This window comes from Achromobacter aegrifaciens (assembly GCF_902859735.1).
Lineage (GTDB): Bacteria > Pseudomonadota > Gammaproteobacteria > Burkholderiales > Burkholderiaceae_B > Achromobacter > Achromobacter aegrifaciens.
Genome location: NZ_CADIJY010000007.1, coordinates 17,794 through 32,940 on the forward strand (window position 1 = coordinate 17,794; position 15,147 = coordinate 32,940).

17 protein-coding genes are annotated in these 15,147 nt (G+C 66.0%); 12 read left to right on the forward strand and 5 right to left on the reverse strand.

What is annotated here, in order from left to right; translation table 11 throughout:
- Nucleotides 1-147 precede the first annotated feature (147 nt).
- From HV766_RS19995 to HV766_RS20005, 3 genes are read right to left on the reverse strand one after another with little or no spacing between them, the layout of a single operon-like run.
- Nucleotides 148-1,650, reverse strand: coding sequence for a sensor histidine kinase (locus HV766_RS19995; protein ID WP_119449443.1), 1,503 nt, complete (start codon nt 1,648-1,650; stop codon nt 148-150).
- 30 nt (nt 1,651-1,680) lie between these two features.
- A complete protein-coding gene (locus tag HV766_RS20000; RefSeq protein ID WP_008157866.1) occupies nt 1,681-2,367 on the reverse strand; it encodes a response regulator in 687 nt (228 codons plus the stop codon).
- On the reverse strand, nt 2,348-2,920 hold the full coding sequence (locus tag HV766_RS20005; protein WP_042796390.1) for an RNA pyrophosphohydrolase: 573 nt from the start codon (nt 2,918-2,920) through the stop codon (nt 2,348-2,350). Before HV766_RS20005 ends, HV766_RS20000 begins: the two co-directional genes overlap by 20 nt.
- Nucleotides 2,921-2,985: 65 nt before the next feature.
- Here HV766_RS20005 and HV766_RS20010 point away from each other — a divergent pair, with 65 nt between their 5' ends.
- The 10 genes from HV766_RS20010 to HV766_RS20055 all read left to right on the forward strand — a co-directional run bounded on the left by HV766_RS20010 (nt 2,986) and on the right by HV766_RS20055 (nt 11,987).
- Entirely contained in the window at nt 2,986-4,713 is a 1,728-nt protein-coding gene (locus HV766_RS20010; RefSeq protein WP_175181729.1) for a proline--tRNA ligase, read from the forward strand.
- 53 nt (nt 4,714-4,766) lie between these two features.
- A complete protein-coding gene (gene ybgC / locus HV766_RS20015) occupies nt 4,767-5,189 on the forward strand; it encodes a tol-pal system-associated acyl-CoA thioesterase (protein ID WP_175181730.1) in 423 nt (140 codons plus the stop codon).
- Nucleotides 5,190-5,191: 2 nt separating this feature from the next.
- Nucleotides 5,192-5,872, forward strand: coding sequence for a protein TolQ (gene tolQ, locus HV766_RS20020; protein ID WP_054458511.1), 681 nt, complete (start codon nt 5,192-5,194; stop codon nt 5,870-5,872).
- A complete protein-coding gene (locus HV766_RS20025; RefSeq protein WP_054458509.1) occupies nt 5,872-6,330 on the forward strand; it encodes an ExbD/TolR family protein in 459 nt (152 codons plus the stop codon). Before tolQ ends, HV766_RS20025 begins: the two co-directional genes overlap by 1 nt.
- Nucleotides 6,331-6,369: 39 nt before the next feature.
- The gene (gene tolA, locus HV766_RS20030; protein WP_054458507.1) at nt 6,370-7,491 is read left to right on the forward strand and encodes a cell envelope integrity protein TolA; all 1,122 of its coding nucleotides are present in this window, start codon (nt 6,370-6,372) and stop codon (nt 7,489-7,491) included.
- 16 nt (nt 7,492-7,507) lie between these two features.
- Nucleotides 7,508-8,830 (forward strand): Tol-Pal system beta propeller repeat protein TolB, encoded by a 1,323-nt coding sequence (gene tolB / locus HV766_RS20035; RefSeq protein WP_054458554.1) that lies wholly within the window; start codon nt 7,508-7,510, stop codon nt 8,828-8,830.
- Between the two features lie 31 nt (nt 8,831-8,861).
- Nucleotides 8,862-9,362: a peptidoglycan-associated lipoprotein Pal gene (gene pal, locus HV766_RS20040; RefSeq protein ID WP_042796384.1), complete on the forward strand. Its 501-nt coding sequence runs from the start codon at nt 8,862-8,864 to the stop codon at nt 9,360-9,362.
- Nucleotides 9,363-9,448: 86 nt separating this feature from the next.
- Nucleotides 9,449-10,138: a tol-pal system protein YbgF gene (gene ybgF, locus HV766_RS20045; protein WP_054458506.1), complete on the forward strand. Its 690-nt coding sequence runs from the start codon at nt 9,449-9,451 to the stop codon at nt 10,136-10,138.
- Complete coding sequence (locus tag HV766_RS20050; protein ID WP_175161283.1) at nt 10,138-11,181, forward strand: FecCD family ABC transporter permease; 1,044 nt, start codon at nt 10,138-10,140, stop codon at nt 11,179-11,181. The genes ybgF and HV766_RS20050 overlap by 1 nt, the downstream gene beginning before the upstream one ends.
- A complete protein-coding gene (locus HV766_RS20055) occupies nt 11,178-11,987 on the forward strand; it encodes an ABC transporter ATP-binding protein (RefSeq protein WP_175181731.1) in 810 nt (269 codons plus the stop codon). The genes HV766_RS20050 and HV766_RS20055 overlap by 4 nt, the downstream gene beginning before the upstream one ends.
- Nucleotides 11,988-12,005: 18 nt before the next feature.
- On the opposite strand, the gene HV766_RS20060 is transcribed toward HV766_RS20055, so the two are convergent.
- On the reverse strand, nt 12,006-12,503 hold the full coding sequence (locus HV766_RS20060; protein ID WP_054458501.1) for a YbaK/EbsC family protein: 498 nt from the start codon (nt 12,501-12,503) through the stop codon (nt 12,006-12,008).
- A gap of 129 nt (nt 12,504-12,632) precedes the next feature.
- Here HV766_RS20060 and HV766_RS20065 point away from each other — a divergent pair, with 129 nt between their 5' ends.
- Nucleotides 12,633-13,442 (forward strand): alpha/beta fold hydrolase, encoded by an 810-nt coding sequence (locus HV766_RS20065; protein ID WP_054458499.1) that lies wholly within the window; start codon nt 12,633-12,635, stop codon nt 13,440-13,442.
- 30 nt (nt 13,443-13,472) lie between these two features.
- Here the strand turns inward: HV766_RS20065 and HV766_RS20070 are convergent, their stop codons facing one another.
- A complete protein-coding gene (locus tag HV766_RS20070) occupies nt 13,473-13,943 on the reverse strand; it encodes an Lrp/AsnC family transcriptional regulator (RefSeq protein WP_054458496.1) in 471 nt (156 codons plus the stop codon).
- A 244-nt stretch (nt 13,944-14,187) separates the two neighbouring features.
- On the opposite strand from HV766_RS20070, the gene HV766_RS20075 reads away from it, so the two are divergent.
- Nucleotides 14,188-15,144 (forward strand): DMT family transporter, encoded by a 957-nt coding sequence (locus HV766_RS20075; protein WP_225590536.1) that lies wholly within the window; start codon nt 14,188-14,190, stop codon nt 15,142-15,144.
- Nucleotides 15,145-15,147: the final 3 nt, after the last annotated feature.

Consider the following 15,147-nt stretch of genomic DNA (forward strand, 5'->3'; position numbering starts at 1 on the left):
AACGAGCGCCATCCGGTGCCTGGCGACAGGCCCGGACGCAGATTACGGAAGGAAGCTGCTAATCCGCTTTCTGTGCGCTGTCGCGTTCCTGAATTCAGGGGTTATCCCTGAACGGAAGCCGCGCATGACTGCGGAAATGGGGAGAAGTTACTGATCGCCCTTGAGCTCGACATCGAGCGGACGAGGATATTGGGAGACCGTGGACGCCAACGGCAGCCACAGCACGGAGGCCAGGCCAACGCCGCCTTGCGCGTTCGGTTCGCCGTCGCGCAGTTCGATGTCACCGTCGTTGCGGCGCGCGTAGGCGCGGGCAATCGCCAGGCCCAGGCCCGAGCCCGACGAGGCGACCGGCTTGTCCGTGCCGACCCGCTCGAAACGCGCGAAAGCGCGCTGGCGCAGTATCGGGTCCAGCCCCGGCCCGTTGTCGGAAACAGCGACCTCGGCGCGGTTGTCGTGGCAGCAGACCGACACGGTGATGCGTGCGCCCGCGGGCGCGTAATGGATGGCGTTGTGCACCAGGTTCGACAAGGCTTCGTGCAGTTCGGCCTCGTTGCCCGACACCGGCGCGGGGATTTCCTGGCCCTCTTCGGAACCCGCCTGTACCCAGCCCAGGTCCTGCTGTTTTTCGTGCGCCAGCGGCAGATACTGCAGCACCACCTCGCGCGAGACGGCGTTCATGTCCAGCAGTTGCCGCGGCAACTGGTCGGCCTGGTTGGCGTGAGCCAGCGACAGCAGCTGTTCAGTCAGGCGACGTGTGCGACCCAGCTGGTCGACGATGCCACGCAGGCCCTCCTGCGCCCGCGCCGGATCGCGTTCGCGCAGCGCATACTGCGCCTGCGTCAGCATGATGGCCAGCGGCGTGCGCAATTGATGCGAAGCATCGGCCAGGAACTGCGACTGCTCGTCGAGGACGCGGCGGTAGCGGGCGATATGGTGATTGACCGCATCGACCAGCGGCGCCACTTCGCTGGGCACGCGCGAGGCGTCCAGGGGCGTCAGGTCGTCGGGGCGGCGCGCGCGGATGTCGTTACGCAGGCGGCGCAGCGGCTTCAGCGCCCACGACACGCCCCACCACACCAGCAGCGCGACCAGCGCCAGCATGCGGGTGTCGCGCAGGATTTCCTGGCGCCGGGCATTGTTCTCGGCCTCGATGCGCTTGCCTGTGCTTTCAGCCACCACGACCAGCACCTGGCGGTGCTGACCCTGGTAGTACAGGTCGCGCACGACGGCCACGACGCGCACGGGATCATTGCGATAGACGCTGTCGTAGAAAATCGGCTGGCTGTTGGAACGCGGCCAGGTGGGCGGACGCGGCATTTCCGGCATGCCGAGCAAGGTCTTGCCGGGCTCGGTGGGCACGGCGGCGCCGTCCGGCAGCGGCGGATCGATCTCTTCGATGCGGAAATACTTGCGCAGGCCTGCGCGGGACTCGAGCATCACCTGCGCGTACAGCGGCGTAGCGACCTGCAGGTTGCCGTCAGCAGTGAATTCCAGGCTGCTTTCCAGCACCCGGGCCGGCTCGACCAGGGCGCTGTCGTAGGCTTCGTTGGTGATCTCGGCCAGCGTGCGGTAGTCGTTCACGCTGTCCACGACCAGCAGCATGATCACGCCAGGCAGCAGCAGAATGATCAGCAGCGCGCGGATGCCCACGCGCGGCAGCTCGGATAGCCGCAGCCTCACTCAGGATTCCGCGGACTCGCTGGCGACGCTTTCCAGCATGTAGCCCAGCCCGCGCACGGTGACGATGCGCACGTCGCTGCCAGCCAGCTTCTTGCGCAGCCGGTGCAGCACCACCTCGATGGCGTCGGGATTGGCTTCGCTGTCGTGCGTGAAGACCTTGCCGAACAGCTGGGATTTGTCCACCGGATAGCCGCTGCGCGTGAGCAAGGCAGCCAGGGCGGCATGCTCGCGCGGGGTCAGGAACAGCAGCGAGCCGTCCAGGGTGAAGGCGCGGCTTTCGCTGTCGTAGGACAGCGAACCGCATTGCAGGCGCGGATGCTGGCGGCCGCGGCTGCGCCGCACCAGCGCCGTCAGGCGCGCTTCCAGTTCCTCGAGCGCGAAAGGCTTGGTGAGGAAATCGTCCGCGCCCAGGTTCAGGCCACGCACGCGGTCCTGCAAGGCGCCCTGGGCGGTCAGCAGGAGCACGGGGGTGCGGTCGTCGCGGTTGCGCATTTCACGCAGCACCACCAGGCCGTGCTTGTCGGGCAGGCGCAAGTCCATGACGATGGCGTCGTATTCGGTACCGGCCATGAAGGCTTCGGCGGTGCGGGCGTCGGCCGCGTGGTCCGGCACGAACCCGCTCTGGGCGAGCGCGCGCATCAACCAGGACGCCATGTCCCGTTCGTCTTCAACCAACAATATGCGCATGACCGTCCGTTCCTTCGGGCAGATTCTCTGCCGCCCGTTGCCCGTGCACCCGCTGGCGCAAGTAGCGGGTTTCGTGATGGCGCCGGAAGAGGATAGCCGACAGCTCGTTCAGCGCCTGGGTGTAGACGTCGCGCTTGAACTCGATCACGGCATCCAGGGGCACCCAATACTGGCTCCAGCGCCAGGCATCGAATTCCGGATGCTGCGTCGCGCGCAAGCACACGTCACTGTCACGTCCTACCAGGCGCAACAAGAACCAAATCTGTTTTTGTCCTTTATAGTGGCCACGCCACTCACGCCGGACGAAGTGATCGGGCACGTTATAACGTAACCAATCGCGTGTACGCCCCAAAATACGGACATGCTCGGGCTTCAAGCCCACCTCTTCATGGAGTTCGCGATACATGGCCTGCACCGGGCTTTCGCCATACTTGATGCCGCCTTGGGGGAACTGCCAGGCATGTTCCCTGATACGCTTGCCCCAAAAGACCTCGTTTCTACCGTTGACGAGAATGATGCCGACATTGGGGCGGTAGCCTTCGCGGTCAAGCATGGGCCACCCCCACCGAATTCAATACAATTACGATCGATTATACGTATCTGCAGCCACCTTTAAACATGCGCGCATCCAACTACCACATCAACACCCTCAAAGAAGCCCCTTCCGAAGCCGAAGTCGCCAGCCATCAGCTGATGACCCGGGCAGGGATGATCCGCAAGCTCGCGGGCGGCATCTACACCTACATGCCCCTGGGGCTGAAAGTCATTCGCAAGGTCGAGGCCATCGTCCGCGAAGAAATGAACGCCGCGGGTGCGATCGAGCTGCTGATGCCGGTGGTGCAGCCGGCCGAGCTCTGGCAGGAGTCGGGCCGCTGGGAGCAATACGGCGCCGAGCTGCTGCGCATCAAGGACCGGCACCAGCGCGATTTCGTGCTGCAGCCCACGTCCGAGGAAGTCATCACGGACATCGCGCGCAATGAAATCCACAGCTATCGCCAGCTGCCGGTGAACTTCTATCACATTCAGACCAAGTTCCGGGACGAGCGCCGCCCGCGCTTCGGCCTGATGCGCGGCCGCGAATTCACCATGAAGGACGCCTATTCGTTCGACCGCGACGAAGCCGGCGCGCAGGCCAGCTACGACACCATGTTCAACGCCTACATGCGCATTTTCGGTCGTCTGGGCCTGGAATTCCGCGCCGTGGCCGCTGACACGGGCTCGATCGGCGGCACCCGCAGCCACGAATTCCAGGTGATCGCCGACACCGGCGAAGACCTGCTGGTCTACAACGCCGACTCGGACTACGCCGCCAACATGGAACTGGCCGAGGCCCCCGGCCTGTACCCCGCCCGCGCCGAACCCGCCCAGGCCATGGCCGAAGTGCCCACGCCGGGCGCCGCCAAGTGCGAAGACGTGGCCAAGCTGCTGGGCCTGCCGCTGGAGCGCACGATCAAGTCCATCGTGCTGGCCACCGACGGCGAGAAAGGCGCCGACATCTGGCTGCTGCTGCTGCGCGGCGACCACGAACTCAATGAAATCAAGGCAGGCAAGCTGCCCGGCCTGGCGGGCTTCCGTTTCGCCACGGAAACCGAGATCGTCGAAACCTTCGGCTGCAAGCCGGGCTACCTGGGCCCGGTCAAGACCGTCCGCCCCGTGCACGTCATTGCCGACCGCACCGTGGCCAACATGGCCGATTTCGTCTGCGGCGCGAACAAGGAAGACTTCCACATCCAGGGCGTGAACTGGGGCCGTGACCTGCCCGAGCCCGAACTGGTAGCGGACCTGCGCAACGTGGTTGCCGGCGACCCCTCGCCGGACGGCAAGGGCACCCTGTCGATCCAGCGCGGCATCGAAGTCGGCCACGTGTTCTACCTGGGCAAGAAGTACTCGGAAGCCCTCAAGGCCACCTTCCTGGACGAAACCGGCAAGCCCGCCGTCCTGGAAATGGGCTGCTACGGCATCGGCGTGACCCGCATCGTGGGCGCGGCCATCGAGCAGAACCACGACGCCCGCGGCATCATCTGGCCGCGCGCGATCGCCCCCTTCGAAGTGGTAATCTGCCCGGTCGGCTGGGGCAAAAGTGAAACCGTGCGTGACACCGCGCAAAAGCTCTATGAATCCCTGCTGGCGCGCGGCGTGGACGTCATCCTGGACGACCGCGATGCCCGCCCGGGCGTGATGTTTGCTGAATGGGAGCTGATCGGCGCGCCGCTGCGTGTAACAGTTGGAGAACGCGGGCTGAACGATGGTGTGGTGGAATTGCAGGCCCGTCGGGAAACCGAAGCGGCCAAGATTCCGGTAGAGTCCGCGCTTGAAGCCGTGCTGACGAAACTCGACACGCTGTAAACTTTATAGTAACTACGGACTTTCCGCGTCCCGACTGCCCTTTCCTATCCATCGTGACCGATCCGAAGTCCGCCGAATCCGTCCTGCAGGTCCGTGTCTATTACGAGGACACGGATGCAGGCGGAGTGGTTTTCTACGCCAACTACTTGAAATTCCTGGAGCGCGCACGCACCGAGTGGCTGCGCGACCTGGGGGTCAACCAGTCCAACCTGGCGGTCAGCGAGCAACGTCTATTCGTTGTCTGCTCCCTGGACATGTCCTACCGCAAGCCGGCCAGGCTGGACGATTTACTGACGATACGCAGCCGGGTCACACGACTGGGCCGCGCTTCGATACACTTCGCGCAACGCGCGGAACGCGACGGGGAACTGCTTGCCGAAGGCAACATCCAAGTCTGCTGCGTCGATGCCGTTCACATGCGGCCGGCGGAGTTGCCGGCTGACGTTCGCGCCAAACTGGAATTCATTCAGGAATAACCATGCAAGTCACCAACGACATGTCGTTGCTTTCGCTGATTTCGCACGCCAGCGTGCCGGTCCAGCTGATCATGCTGATGCTGTTGGGCATTTCGATCATGTCCTGGACCTATATCTTCGCCAAGCGGCTGGCGATCAAGCGGGCCCATGCCCAGACCCGCCGCTTCGAAGACGATTTCTGGTCGGGCGGCGACCTGTCCATGTTGCAGCAGGCCGTGGCCTCGCGCCGCGACGAGCAAGGCGCGCTGGCTCGCATCTTCGATGCCGGCATGACCGAATTCCTGAAAGCCCGCCGCGGCAATGCCTCCGGCGACGCCACCGCCCTGCTGGACGGCCCGCGCCGCGCCATGCGCGCCGCCTACCAGCGCGAGATGGATTCGCTGGAATCGCACCTGAACTTCCTGGCTTCGGCCGGCTCCGTGTCCCCTTACATCGGCCTGCTGGGTACGGTCTGGGGGATCATGCACGCCTTCATCGGCCTGTCGAACATGCAGCAGGCCACCCTGGCCTCGGTGGCTCCCGGCATCGCGGAAGCGCTGATCGCCACCGCCATCGGCCTGTTCGCGGCCATTCCCGCCGTGGTCGCCTACAACCGCTTCACGAACGACATCGATCGCATCTCGATCCGTTTCGACAGCTTCGTCGATGAATTCCTGAACATTCTGCAACGGCAGGTGCGCTAATGCCCTCGGTAAGCTCACGCGGCAGGTCCGGCCGCCGCATGAAGGCCGACATCAATGTGGTGCCGTACATTGACGTGATGCTGGTGCTGCTGGTCATCTTCATGGTGACCGCCCCTCTCATCACGCCCGGCCTGATCCAGTTGCCCTCCGTTGGCGCGGCCTCGGACGTGCCGGTCAAGCCGCTGGAAGTCCAGATTTCGGAAGACGGCAAGATCGCCCTGCGCGTGCGCGAACCCGGCGCCACCATGCAGGACATCGCGCGCCCCGAACTGGTGGCGCAAGTGCGTTCGCGAATTACCGCGGAAACCCCGGTGGTCATCGCCGCCGACGGCAAGGTGCCCTACGAGACGGTCGTGAAGGTCATGGATGAACTTCGCACCAGCGGCATCACCCGCCTGGGTCTGCTGGTGGACCAGTCCGCCGGCGCATCCCAGCCTGCTCCCGCGAAAAAACGCTAACGCGACGCCTTCCGCCGGCGCCGCCGGCATGCAACGCTCATGACGCCACCCATAATCCGACACCGCAGCGGCCCCCCGGCCACCCCGCCCAACCACGACAACCGGAAGGCATTGATCCTGGCCGTGGCCGTGCACGTGCTGCTGCTGATCGTCTTGATCTTTGGCGTGAACTGGCGCTCCGAGAGCCCCGGCCCCGTGCAGGTACAGCTCTGGGCAGACGGCAACTCGCCCGACTCCCCGCCGCCCACGCCGCAACCCGAACCCCCGAAGCCGCAGCCCAAGCCGGAACCGAAGCCCGAGCCTGAAAAGGCGCCCGAGCCTCCCCCGCCGCCGCCCCCTCCCCCCAAGCCTGAGCCCGAGGCCCAGCCCAAGACCGAGGAAGTCGATCCCGAGATCGCGCTGCAGGAAGCCAAGAAAAAGCGCGAGCAAGAGGAAAAGGCACGCCAGGCCGCCGAAGCCGCCAAGGAAAAGGCGCGCCTCGACGAAGAGCGCAAGCAGGCCGAACTGAAGGAAAAGAAGCGTCTGGAGCAGGAACGCCAGGCCGCTGAAAAGGCTGCTGCCGAAAAGGCCGCCGAGAAAGCCGCCGCCGACAAGGCTGCCGCCGAGAAGAAGGCCAAGGACGACGCTGCCAAGAAGGCCGCGGCGGAAAAGGCTGCCGCCGAAAAGGCCGCTGCCGAGAAGGCTGCGGAAGAAAAGGCTGAAAAGGCGGCTGCCGAGAAGGCTGCCGCCGAAAAGAAAGCCGCGGCCGAGAAGAAGGCCAAGGAAGAAGCCGCCAAGAAGGCCGCCGCCGACAAGGCGCTGAAGGATGCCTTCCGCAACGACGCCCTGGGCGCCGCCGGCATCCCCGGCGGCACGGCCGACCGCAATCAGGCGGGCGGCGGACGCGACAGCGGCTATGGCGCCAAGGTCCGCGCCTGCGTGCAACCCGGGGTGGCTTATCCGCCCCCGCCCCGCAGCGGATCGGAAAATCCCACGGCACAATACCGGGTACAGTTAGGTTCCGACGGGAAGGTCAACGGCGTCACCTTGACCAGTTCTTCGGGCAATGCCGGCTTCGACCGTGCGGTCGAGACGGGCATCCGCCGTTGCAACCCCTTCCCGAAGCCCTCGACGGGCCGCTACGAACCCATTATTGACGTTGTGTACAGAATGTATGATTGACAGGAGATTGATGAATATGACTCCCGCTTATAGCCGACGAGTACCCCCCCTCGCTCTCTGGCGATCGTATGGACTCGGGCTGCTGATGCTGGCCCTGGCCTGCCTGATGGCCATCAAGCCCGCCCATGCGCAGCTGCGCGTCGATATTTCCGGTACCGGCGCCACCCAATACCCCGTGGCCATCGCCGATTTTGCAGTCGACGACACCCATGGCCGCGCCCTGGCCGAAGTCATCCGCGCCGACCTGACCCGCACGGGCCAGTTCCGCCTGATCAACGCCGCCGGTTCCGGCCTGAACGTGGACTCCCCCATCGCCCATGACGACTGGCGCGGCAAGGGCGCCGACTTCATCGCCTACGGCAGCATCGTGCGCGGCGCCGACGGCCGCTACGACGTGCGCTACCGCCTGGCCGACACGGTCAAGAAGAGTCAGCTGGACGGCGTGGCGTTCTCGGGTACCGAGCAGGAACTGCGTCGCGTGGCGCACCAGATCGCCGACCGCATTTACGAGAAGATCACCGGCGTTAAGGGCGTTTTCTCGACCCGTATCGCGTACGTGCTGAAGAAGGGCGCCACCTACGAACTGCAGGTGGCGGACGCCGACGGACAGAACCCGCAGGTCGCCCTGCGTTCGCGCGAGCCCATCATTTCGCCGTCCTGGTCGCCCGATGGCTCCAAGCTCGCCTATGTGAGCTTCGAATCCGGCAAACCTGTCGTCTACGTGCACAATCTGGCAACCAGCGCCCGCTCGCCCGTCGCCAACTTCAAGGGCAACAACAGTGCGCCCGGCTGGTCGCCCGATGGCAGCAAGCTGGCGGTGGCTCTGACCCGCGATGGTTTGTCGCAAATTTACATCGTTGGCGCGACCGACGGCTCGAATCCGACCCGAGTTACGCGTTCTCCCGGGATTGACACCGAACCGAGCTTTACGCCAGACGGTGCTTCCATTATCTTTACGAGTGACCGCAGCGGCGGGCCGCAGATCTACCAGACCGGCTCGAGTGGTGGCGAAGCACGCCGCCTCACGTTTAATGGTGGTTACAACATATCACCCCGAATTTCCCCCGATGGATCGACGCTGCTGTACGTTGCAAGACGCGACGGCGCGTTTCGAATCGCATCGTTGAACCTGTCCTCAGGCTCCGAGACCTTGTTGACTGATGGTCGTGACGATCAGTCCCCGAGTTTTGCGCCGAATGGAATGCAAGTCCTCTACGCAGCCATCCAAAATGGCCGTAGCGTGCTTGCTGGTGTCTCGAGCGATGGCCGCGTACGGCAGACGCTTTCGGTACTGAATGGGGAAATACGTGAACCGACTTGGGGCCCATTTACCCGATAACACGTGTGACTCTCTTTGCAAAGGAACTATCATGAAGTCGCGCATTGCCAAAAGCCTAACCATCGCCGCTCTGGCTGCCGCCCTGGCAGCTTGCAGCTCCGTCCCTCTCGACGATAAAGCGGGTCAGGGCGGAGGCGCTGGCCAAGGATCCTCGGCCTCTGGCCAGATCCTTGATCCCTTCAACCCCCAAAGCATCCTGGCGCAACAGCGCTCGGTGTACTTTGACTTCGACAGCTACACGGTGTCGGACCAGTACCGCAGCTTGGTCGAAACCCACGCCAAGTACCTGGCCTCGCATCAGCAGCAGACCATCAAGATCGAAGGCAACACCGACGAACGCGGCGGCGCTGAATACAACCTGGCCCTGGGCCAGCGCCGTGCCGACGCTGTGCGCCGCATGATGACCCTGCTGGGCGTCAGCGACAACCAGATCGAAACCATCAGCTTCGGTAAAGAAAAGCCGAAGGCGACTGGCACGTCGGAAGCCGACTTCGCGGAAAACCGCCGCGCCGATATCGTTTATCGCCGCTAAGCTTTTTCGTATAGTCTAGAGCCCTACCACGCGTCGGGACGGTCAACCGGCCGTCCCGACGTTTGTTTTTATACCCGGGAATTTTCATGCGCGATAACGTTCTGTCCCTGCGTCCTCTGATTGCGGCCACCGGCCTGGTGCTTGCCGCCCTTGCGGCGCCCGCCCACGCTTTTTCCGACGATGAAGCCCGCCGGGCCATCCTGGACTTGCGCCAACAGGTGCAGCAGCAGAACGAACAAAGCCAGCGCGCCAAGCTGCAATTGGCCGACCAGATCCAGGCCTTGCAGCAGGAAGTCGCCCAACTGCGCGACCAACTCGAACTGGTGTCGCGCCAGCAGCCCTCGGCCAAGCCGGGCGGCGCGGCGGGCAGCGCCAATCCGCCGGGGGCCTCCGCTGGCGATCCCCAGGAACAGGCCGCCTATGACGGCGCGATCGATCTGTTCCGCAAGGGCCAGTACAAGGAAGCGTCCGAATCGCTGGCCGCCTTCACCGCCCTGTACCCCGCCAGCCAGCTCGCGCCCAGCGCCCAGTTCTACCTGGGCAGCAGCCGCTATGCGCTGAAGGACTTCAAGGGCGCCATCGAGCAGTTGAACGCCATGGTGCAGAAGGCCCCGGACAACGCGCGCGCACCGGACGCCCTGCTGGTCATCGCCGGCAGCCAGATCGAAATGAACAACCGCGCCGGCGCCAAGACCACGCTGCAGCGCATCGTGCGCGACTACCCGACCACGCCGGCCGCCAACACGGCCAAGAGCCGTCTGCAGCTGCTGCAGTAATGCCGCCTGCCGCGAGCGCGGTTGCCGCTTACCAGCACATCCTGCGCCGCCGGGCAGGGCTTATCGCCCTGCTGCTGGCGGCGCTTTTCATTGCGCTGCTGGCCGACTTCACGGTCGGCCCTTCGGGCCTGCCCTGGGGCGAACTGTGGCAGACGCTCACGGCTCCCGCCGCGGCCGATCCAACCACACGCGTGATCGTGTGGGAGATCCGCCTGCCATCGGCGCTGATGGCGGCTCTGGTCGGCATGGCACTGGGAATGGCGGGCGCGGAAATGCAGACCATCCTGAACAACCCGCTCGCCAGCCCGTTCACGCTGGGCGTGTCGTCCGCTGCGGCCTTTGGCGCCTCGCTGGCCATCGTGCTGCAGCTGGGCCTGCCCGGCGTCCCCGCCGGCTGGCTGGTGGCGGGCAACGCCTTCCTGTTTGCGCTGCTGGCGGCGCTGATGCTGGACGCCGTGACCCGCTGGGGCGGCATGAATACCTCGGGCGTGGTGCTGTTCGGCATTGCCATGCTGTTTACCTTCAATGCCCTGGTGTCGCTGGTGCAGTTCATGGCCAGCGCCGAGGCGCTGCAGAACCTGGTGTTCTGGACCATGGGCAGCCTGTCGCGTTCCAGCTGGACCACGGTCGGCGTGCTGGCTGCGGCCTTTGCCGTGGCGCTGCCGCTGGCCATGCGCCAATCCTGGAAGCTGACCGCGCTGCGCCTGGGTGAAGACCGCGCCGCCAGCTTCGGCGTGGACGTGCGCCGCGTGCGCGTCGCGGCGCTGGCCCGGGTCAGCCTGCTGTCGGCGCTGGCCGTGGCTTTTGTCGGCACGATAGGCTTCATCGGGCTGGTCGCGCCGCACATTGCGCGGCGGCTGTTTGGCGAGGACCACCGGTTCTTCCTGCCGGGCAGCGCGCTGGTGGGCGCGGTGATCCTGTCGCTGGCGTCGATCGCCTCCAAGAACCTCATGCCGGGCGTGATCGTGCCGGTAGGCATCGTGACGGCACTGGTCGGCATACCCTTTTTTGCGTCGGTGGTGCTGCGCCGGCAGATGCCATGACCGCGCCGCGCACCGCTTCTGCAACGACGCTATCCGTGCGCGGCCTCACCGCTGGCTACGGACGCACGGACGTGCTGCATGCGCTGTCGATACCCGAGTTGGCCGCCGGCCAGGTGACCGCCCTGCTCGGCCCCAATGGCAGCGGCAAATCCACCCTGCTCAAGGCACTGGCGGGCCTGGTCCGCGTGCGCGCCGGAAACGTCACGCTGGACGGCCGCGACCTGCTGCGACAAAGCTTCGGCGAACGCGCGCGGCACGTGGTCTACCTGCCCCAGGGCCTGCCCGCCGCCGTGCACCTGCGGGTGTTCGAATCCGTGCTGGTGGCGGCCAAGGCCGGCGACGGCCTGGGTACGCCGGTGGACATGCACGCCATAGACCGGCTGCTGGAGCGCCTGGGCATTGCCCATCTGGCCTTGCAGTACCTGGATTCGCTGTCCGGCGGACAGAAGCAACTGGTGGGACTGGCGCAGGCCTTGATCCGCCATCCGCGCGTACTGCTGCTGGACGAGCCGCTTTCGGCGCTGGACCTGAACTACCAGTTCCACGTCATGCAACTGCTGCGGCAGGAAACCCTGGAGCACGGCCTGATCAGCGTCATCGTGCTGCATGACCTGAACGTGGCGCTGCAGCACGCCGACCGGGCCGTCATGATCCATGATGGCCGGCTGCACGCCGAGGGGCTGCCGGCGGATGTGATCACGCCGGCATCGCTGGCGGCGGTCTACGGGGTCGAAGGACGGGTGGAGGCCTGCTCGCGCGGCCTGCGGCAGGTGCTGATCGACGGGCTGCAAGCACACCCGCACTGAGCGCGAGACGGCGCGATGTCAGGCGCGCAGCGCCACGTCCACGACCGGCGCGCCGGTCATGTCCGCCAACTGCCGCGGCGTCAGGTTGAACACCGCGTGCGGATGCCCGGCGGCGGCCCACAGGCTGTCGTAGTTGAAGAGATCCGCGTCCAACAGCATCACCGGCTTGACCGCATGGCCGATGGGGCAGACGCCGCCGATCGCGTAGCCGGTCATGTCGCGCACGAACTTCGCGTCCGCCTTGGCCAGCCCGCCCACCTGCGAGGCCACCTTGGCCTCGTCCACGCGGTTCGCGCCGCTGGCGATGACCAGCACCGGCGCGTCATCCGAGGCGCGCCGGAAGATGATGGACTTGGCGATCTGCGCAACCTCGCAGCCTAGCCCCGCCGCCGCTTCCGCCGAGGTCTTGCCGGTTTGCGGCAGGACGACCACGGGCTTGTCATGGCCCAGCTCCAGCAGCAGGCGCGCGACGCGCTGGGCGGATTCGGGCAAGGCGGCAAGGGACTCAGGCGACATCGGGGCGGCTCCGTGGAGTTGGGAAATCAGCGCGGCCAGCGCGCCGAGGGATCGGAAAACGAGTTTATCAGCGCCGGCGCCCGGCGCCTGCGGGCTAGAATGCGCTCCTGGCTTTCCCATCCGACACCCATGCGTTCCGAACCCGTCCTGCCCCTGCAAACCGCCCTGATCGGCGGCTACGCCTTGTCCTACACCGAGTACGGCAGCGGCGCGCCTCTGGTGCTGGTGCACGGTTCCCTGTCCGACTGCCGCTACTGGAAGTCGCAGATGGCGCCGTTGGGCAAGTCGTTCCGCGTGCTGGCGGTATGCCTGCGCCGCTACTGGCCCGAGACCTGGGATGGCGAGGGTGATGGCTTTTCGATCGAACAGCATGCCAGCGACGTGCTGGAGTTCATCGATACCGTGGCGGGCGAACCGGCCCATCTGGTGGGGCATTCCCGCGGCGGCCGCGTAGCGCTGGAAGCGGCGCTGCAGCAGCCCGGCGCGCTGCGCAGCCTGACCCTGGCCGACCCGGGCCTGCCCTTGCCTGGTGACGACGACCTGCGCGGCGGTTTTCGCCAGCGCGCGCTGGCGCTCATCCGCGACGGCGAGATCGAAGACGGCCTGGCGCTGTTCGTGGATACCGTGACGGGCCCCGACACCTGGCAACGCATGGTGCCGTGGTTCAAGGAGATGGTGCGCGACAACGTCGGCACGCTGTTCGGACAGGCCGAGGAGAAGCCCGAAGCGCTGACGCCGGCGCAGATCGGCACGCTGAAGCTGCCGACCCTGCTGATTGGCGGCGCGCTCAGCCCTGCCCCCTACCCGGCCGTGCTGGACGCGTTGTCGCAATGGCTGCCGCAGGCGCAGCGGGTGACGATCACGGGATCGTCGCATGGCATGAACTTGGGCAACCCGCGCGCCTTCAACGGCGCCATCGAAGCCTTCATCAACGGCTGACGCCGGATCTGCCCGGCCGCAGCGCACGCCTCAGGGTTCGACCGAAGGCGTGTGCTTCAAGCGCCGCAACACAAAGGTGGATCGGCTGTGCCGCACGCCGCGCAGCTTGTAGAGCCGCTTGCGCAGGAATTCCTCGTAGCCTTCGGTTCCCGCCACTGCCACCTTGATCAGATAGTCGTACTCGCCCGTCACGAGAAAGGCCTCGACCACTTCCGGCAGCCGCGTGATCTCTTCGCCAAAGCGCGCCAGCGTGTCGTCGTCGTGATGTTCCAGCGTCACCTCGATCATGACGGTGTCCGGCAGGCCCAGCGCTTTCTGGTTCAAGAGGGCCGCGTAGCCTTCGATCACGCCCGCCTCTTCCAGGGCCTTGACCCGGTTCCAGCAGGGCGTGGGCGACAGCCCCACCTGCTCGGCCAGCTTCAGGTTGGTGAGGCGTCCGTCGGCGCGTAGCGCGCGCAGGATCTTGCGGTCGGTTTCGTCGATTTTGGGCGATGCGGGCATGATGGACGGATAACGAAGATATTTTCCCTTCAAAAACTAATTCTACAAGACAACTATTCTCCAGATTCCCCAAATATGGCGTGAATCAGGAAACCTATTTTGCCCTCCTGCCCGTAGACTCTCCTGCAAGACGGTCACCTATCCCGCCCGTCCGATTTCGGCGTCCACGCTGCGGCATAACCCGGCGCAGGCGCCGGCAGTATCAACGCAGCACGCCGCGCGCCGATCCGCGCGGCAGGAAACCATGTCTCTCGCAGCAGCAGCACCCGCAAGATCCGGCCTGGGCCTGTCCGGCACCGCCATGCTTTTCGCCGCTCCGGCGCTATTCGCCTCCAACATGGTGGCGGCCCGCTGGGCCCATGATGCCAACCTCCCTCCTGTTTTTCTGGCCTTCGGCCGCTGGCTGATCGCCCTGCTGATCCTGCTGCCGCTTGCCGCGCCCGCCCTGCGCGCGCACCGCAAGACCTTGTGGCGCGCCGTGCCGTCGCTGGCGCCGCTGGCAGTGCTGGGCATGGGCGTGGCCGTGGCACCGCAGTACATCGGCGCCCAGAACACCAGCGCGACCAATATCGCCCTGATCTTTTCGTGCAGCCCTATCCTGGTGGCGCTGCTGGAAGCCATCATCTGGCGCAAGCCGCTGTCCGCCCTGCGCGGCGCGGGCCTGGCGCTGGCCCTGGGCGGCGTGCTGGTGGTGCTGGCGCGCGGCGATGCGCAGACGCTGGCCCGCCTGGATTTCGGCCAGGGCGACCTCTGGGTGCTGCTGGCCGCCACCGGCTGGGCCTTCTACACCGTGCTGCAAAAGCGGCTGAGTCTGCCCGCGGTGCCGGACAGCGCCCGGCTGGCGGCCATGATGCTGGGCGGCGTGCTGGCCCTGGCGCCCTTTGCCGCGATCGAGGCTGCGGCCGGCGCCACGCCGCCCTGGGGCGATCCGCGGCTGGCCGCGGTGCTGCTGTTCCTGGCGGTGGTGCCCAGCCTGGGCGCGTACTACGTGTACGGCCGCCTGATCAGCCAGGCGGGGCCAGCCACGGCGGGGCTGTCGATGTTCCTGGTGCCGGTCTATGCCGCGCTGCTGGCCTGGCCGCTGCTGGGCGAGGCCCCGCAGCTGTTCCATGCCTACGGCTTCGTGATGATTCTGCTGGGCGTGAAACTGGCCTCGTCGCGCATGCGCGCGGCGGCGGCCACGGCCGCCGCCCCCGCCTGACGC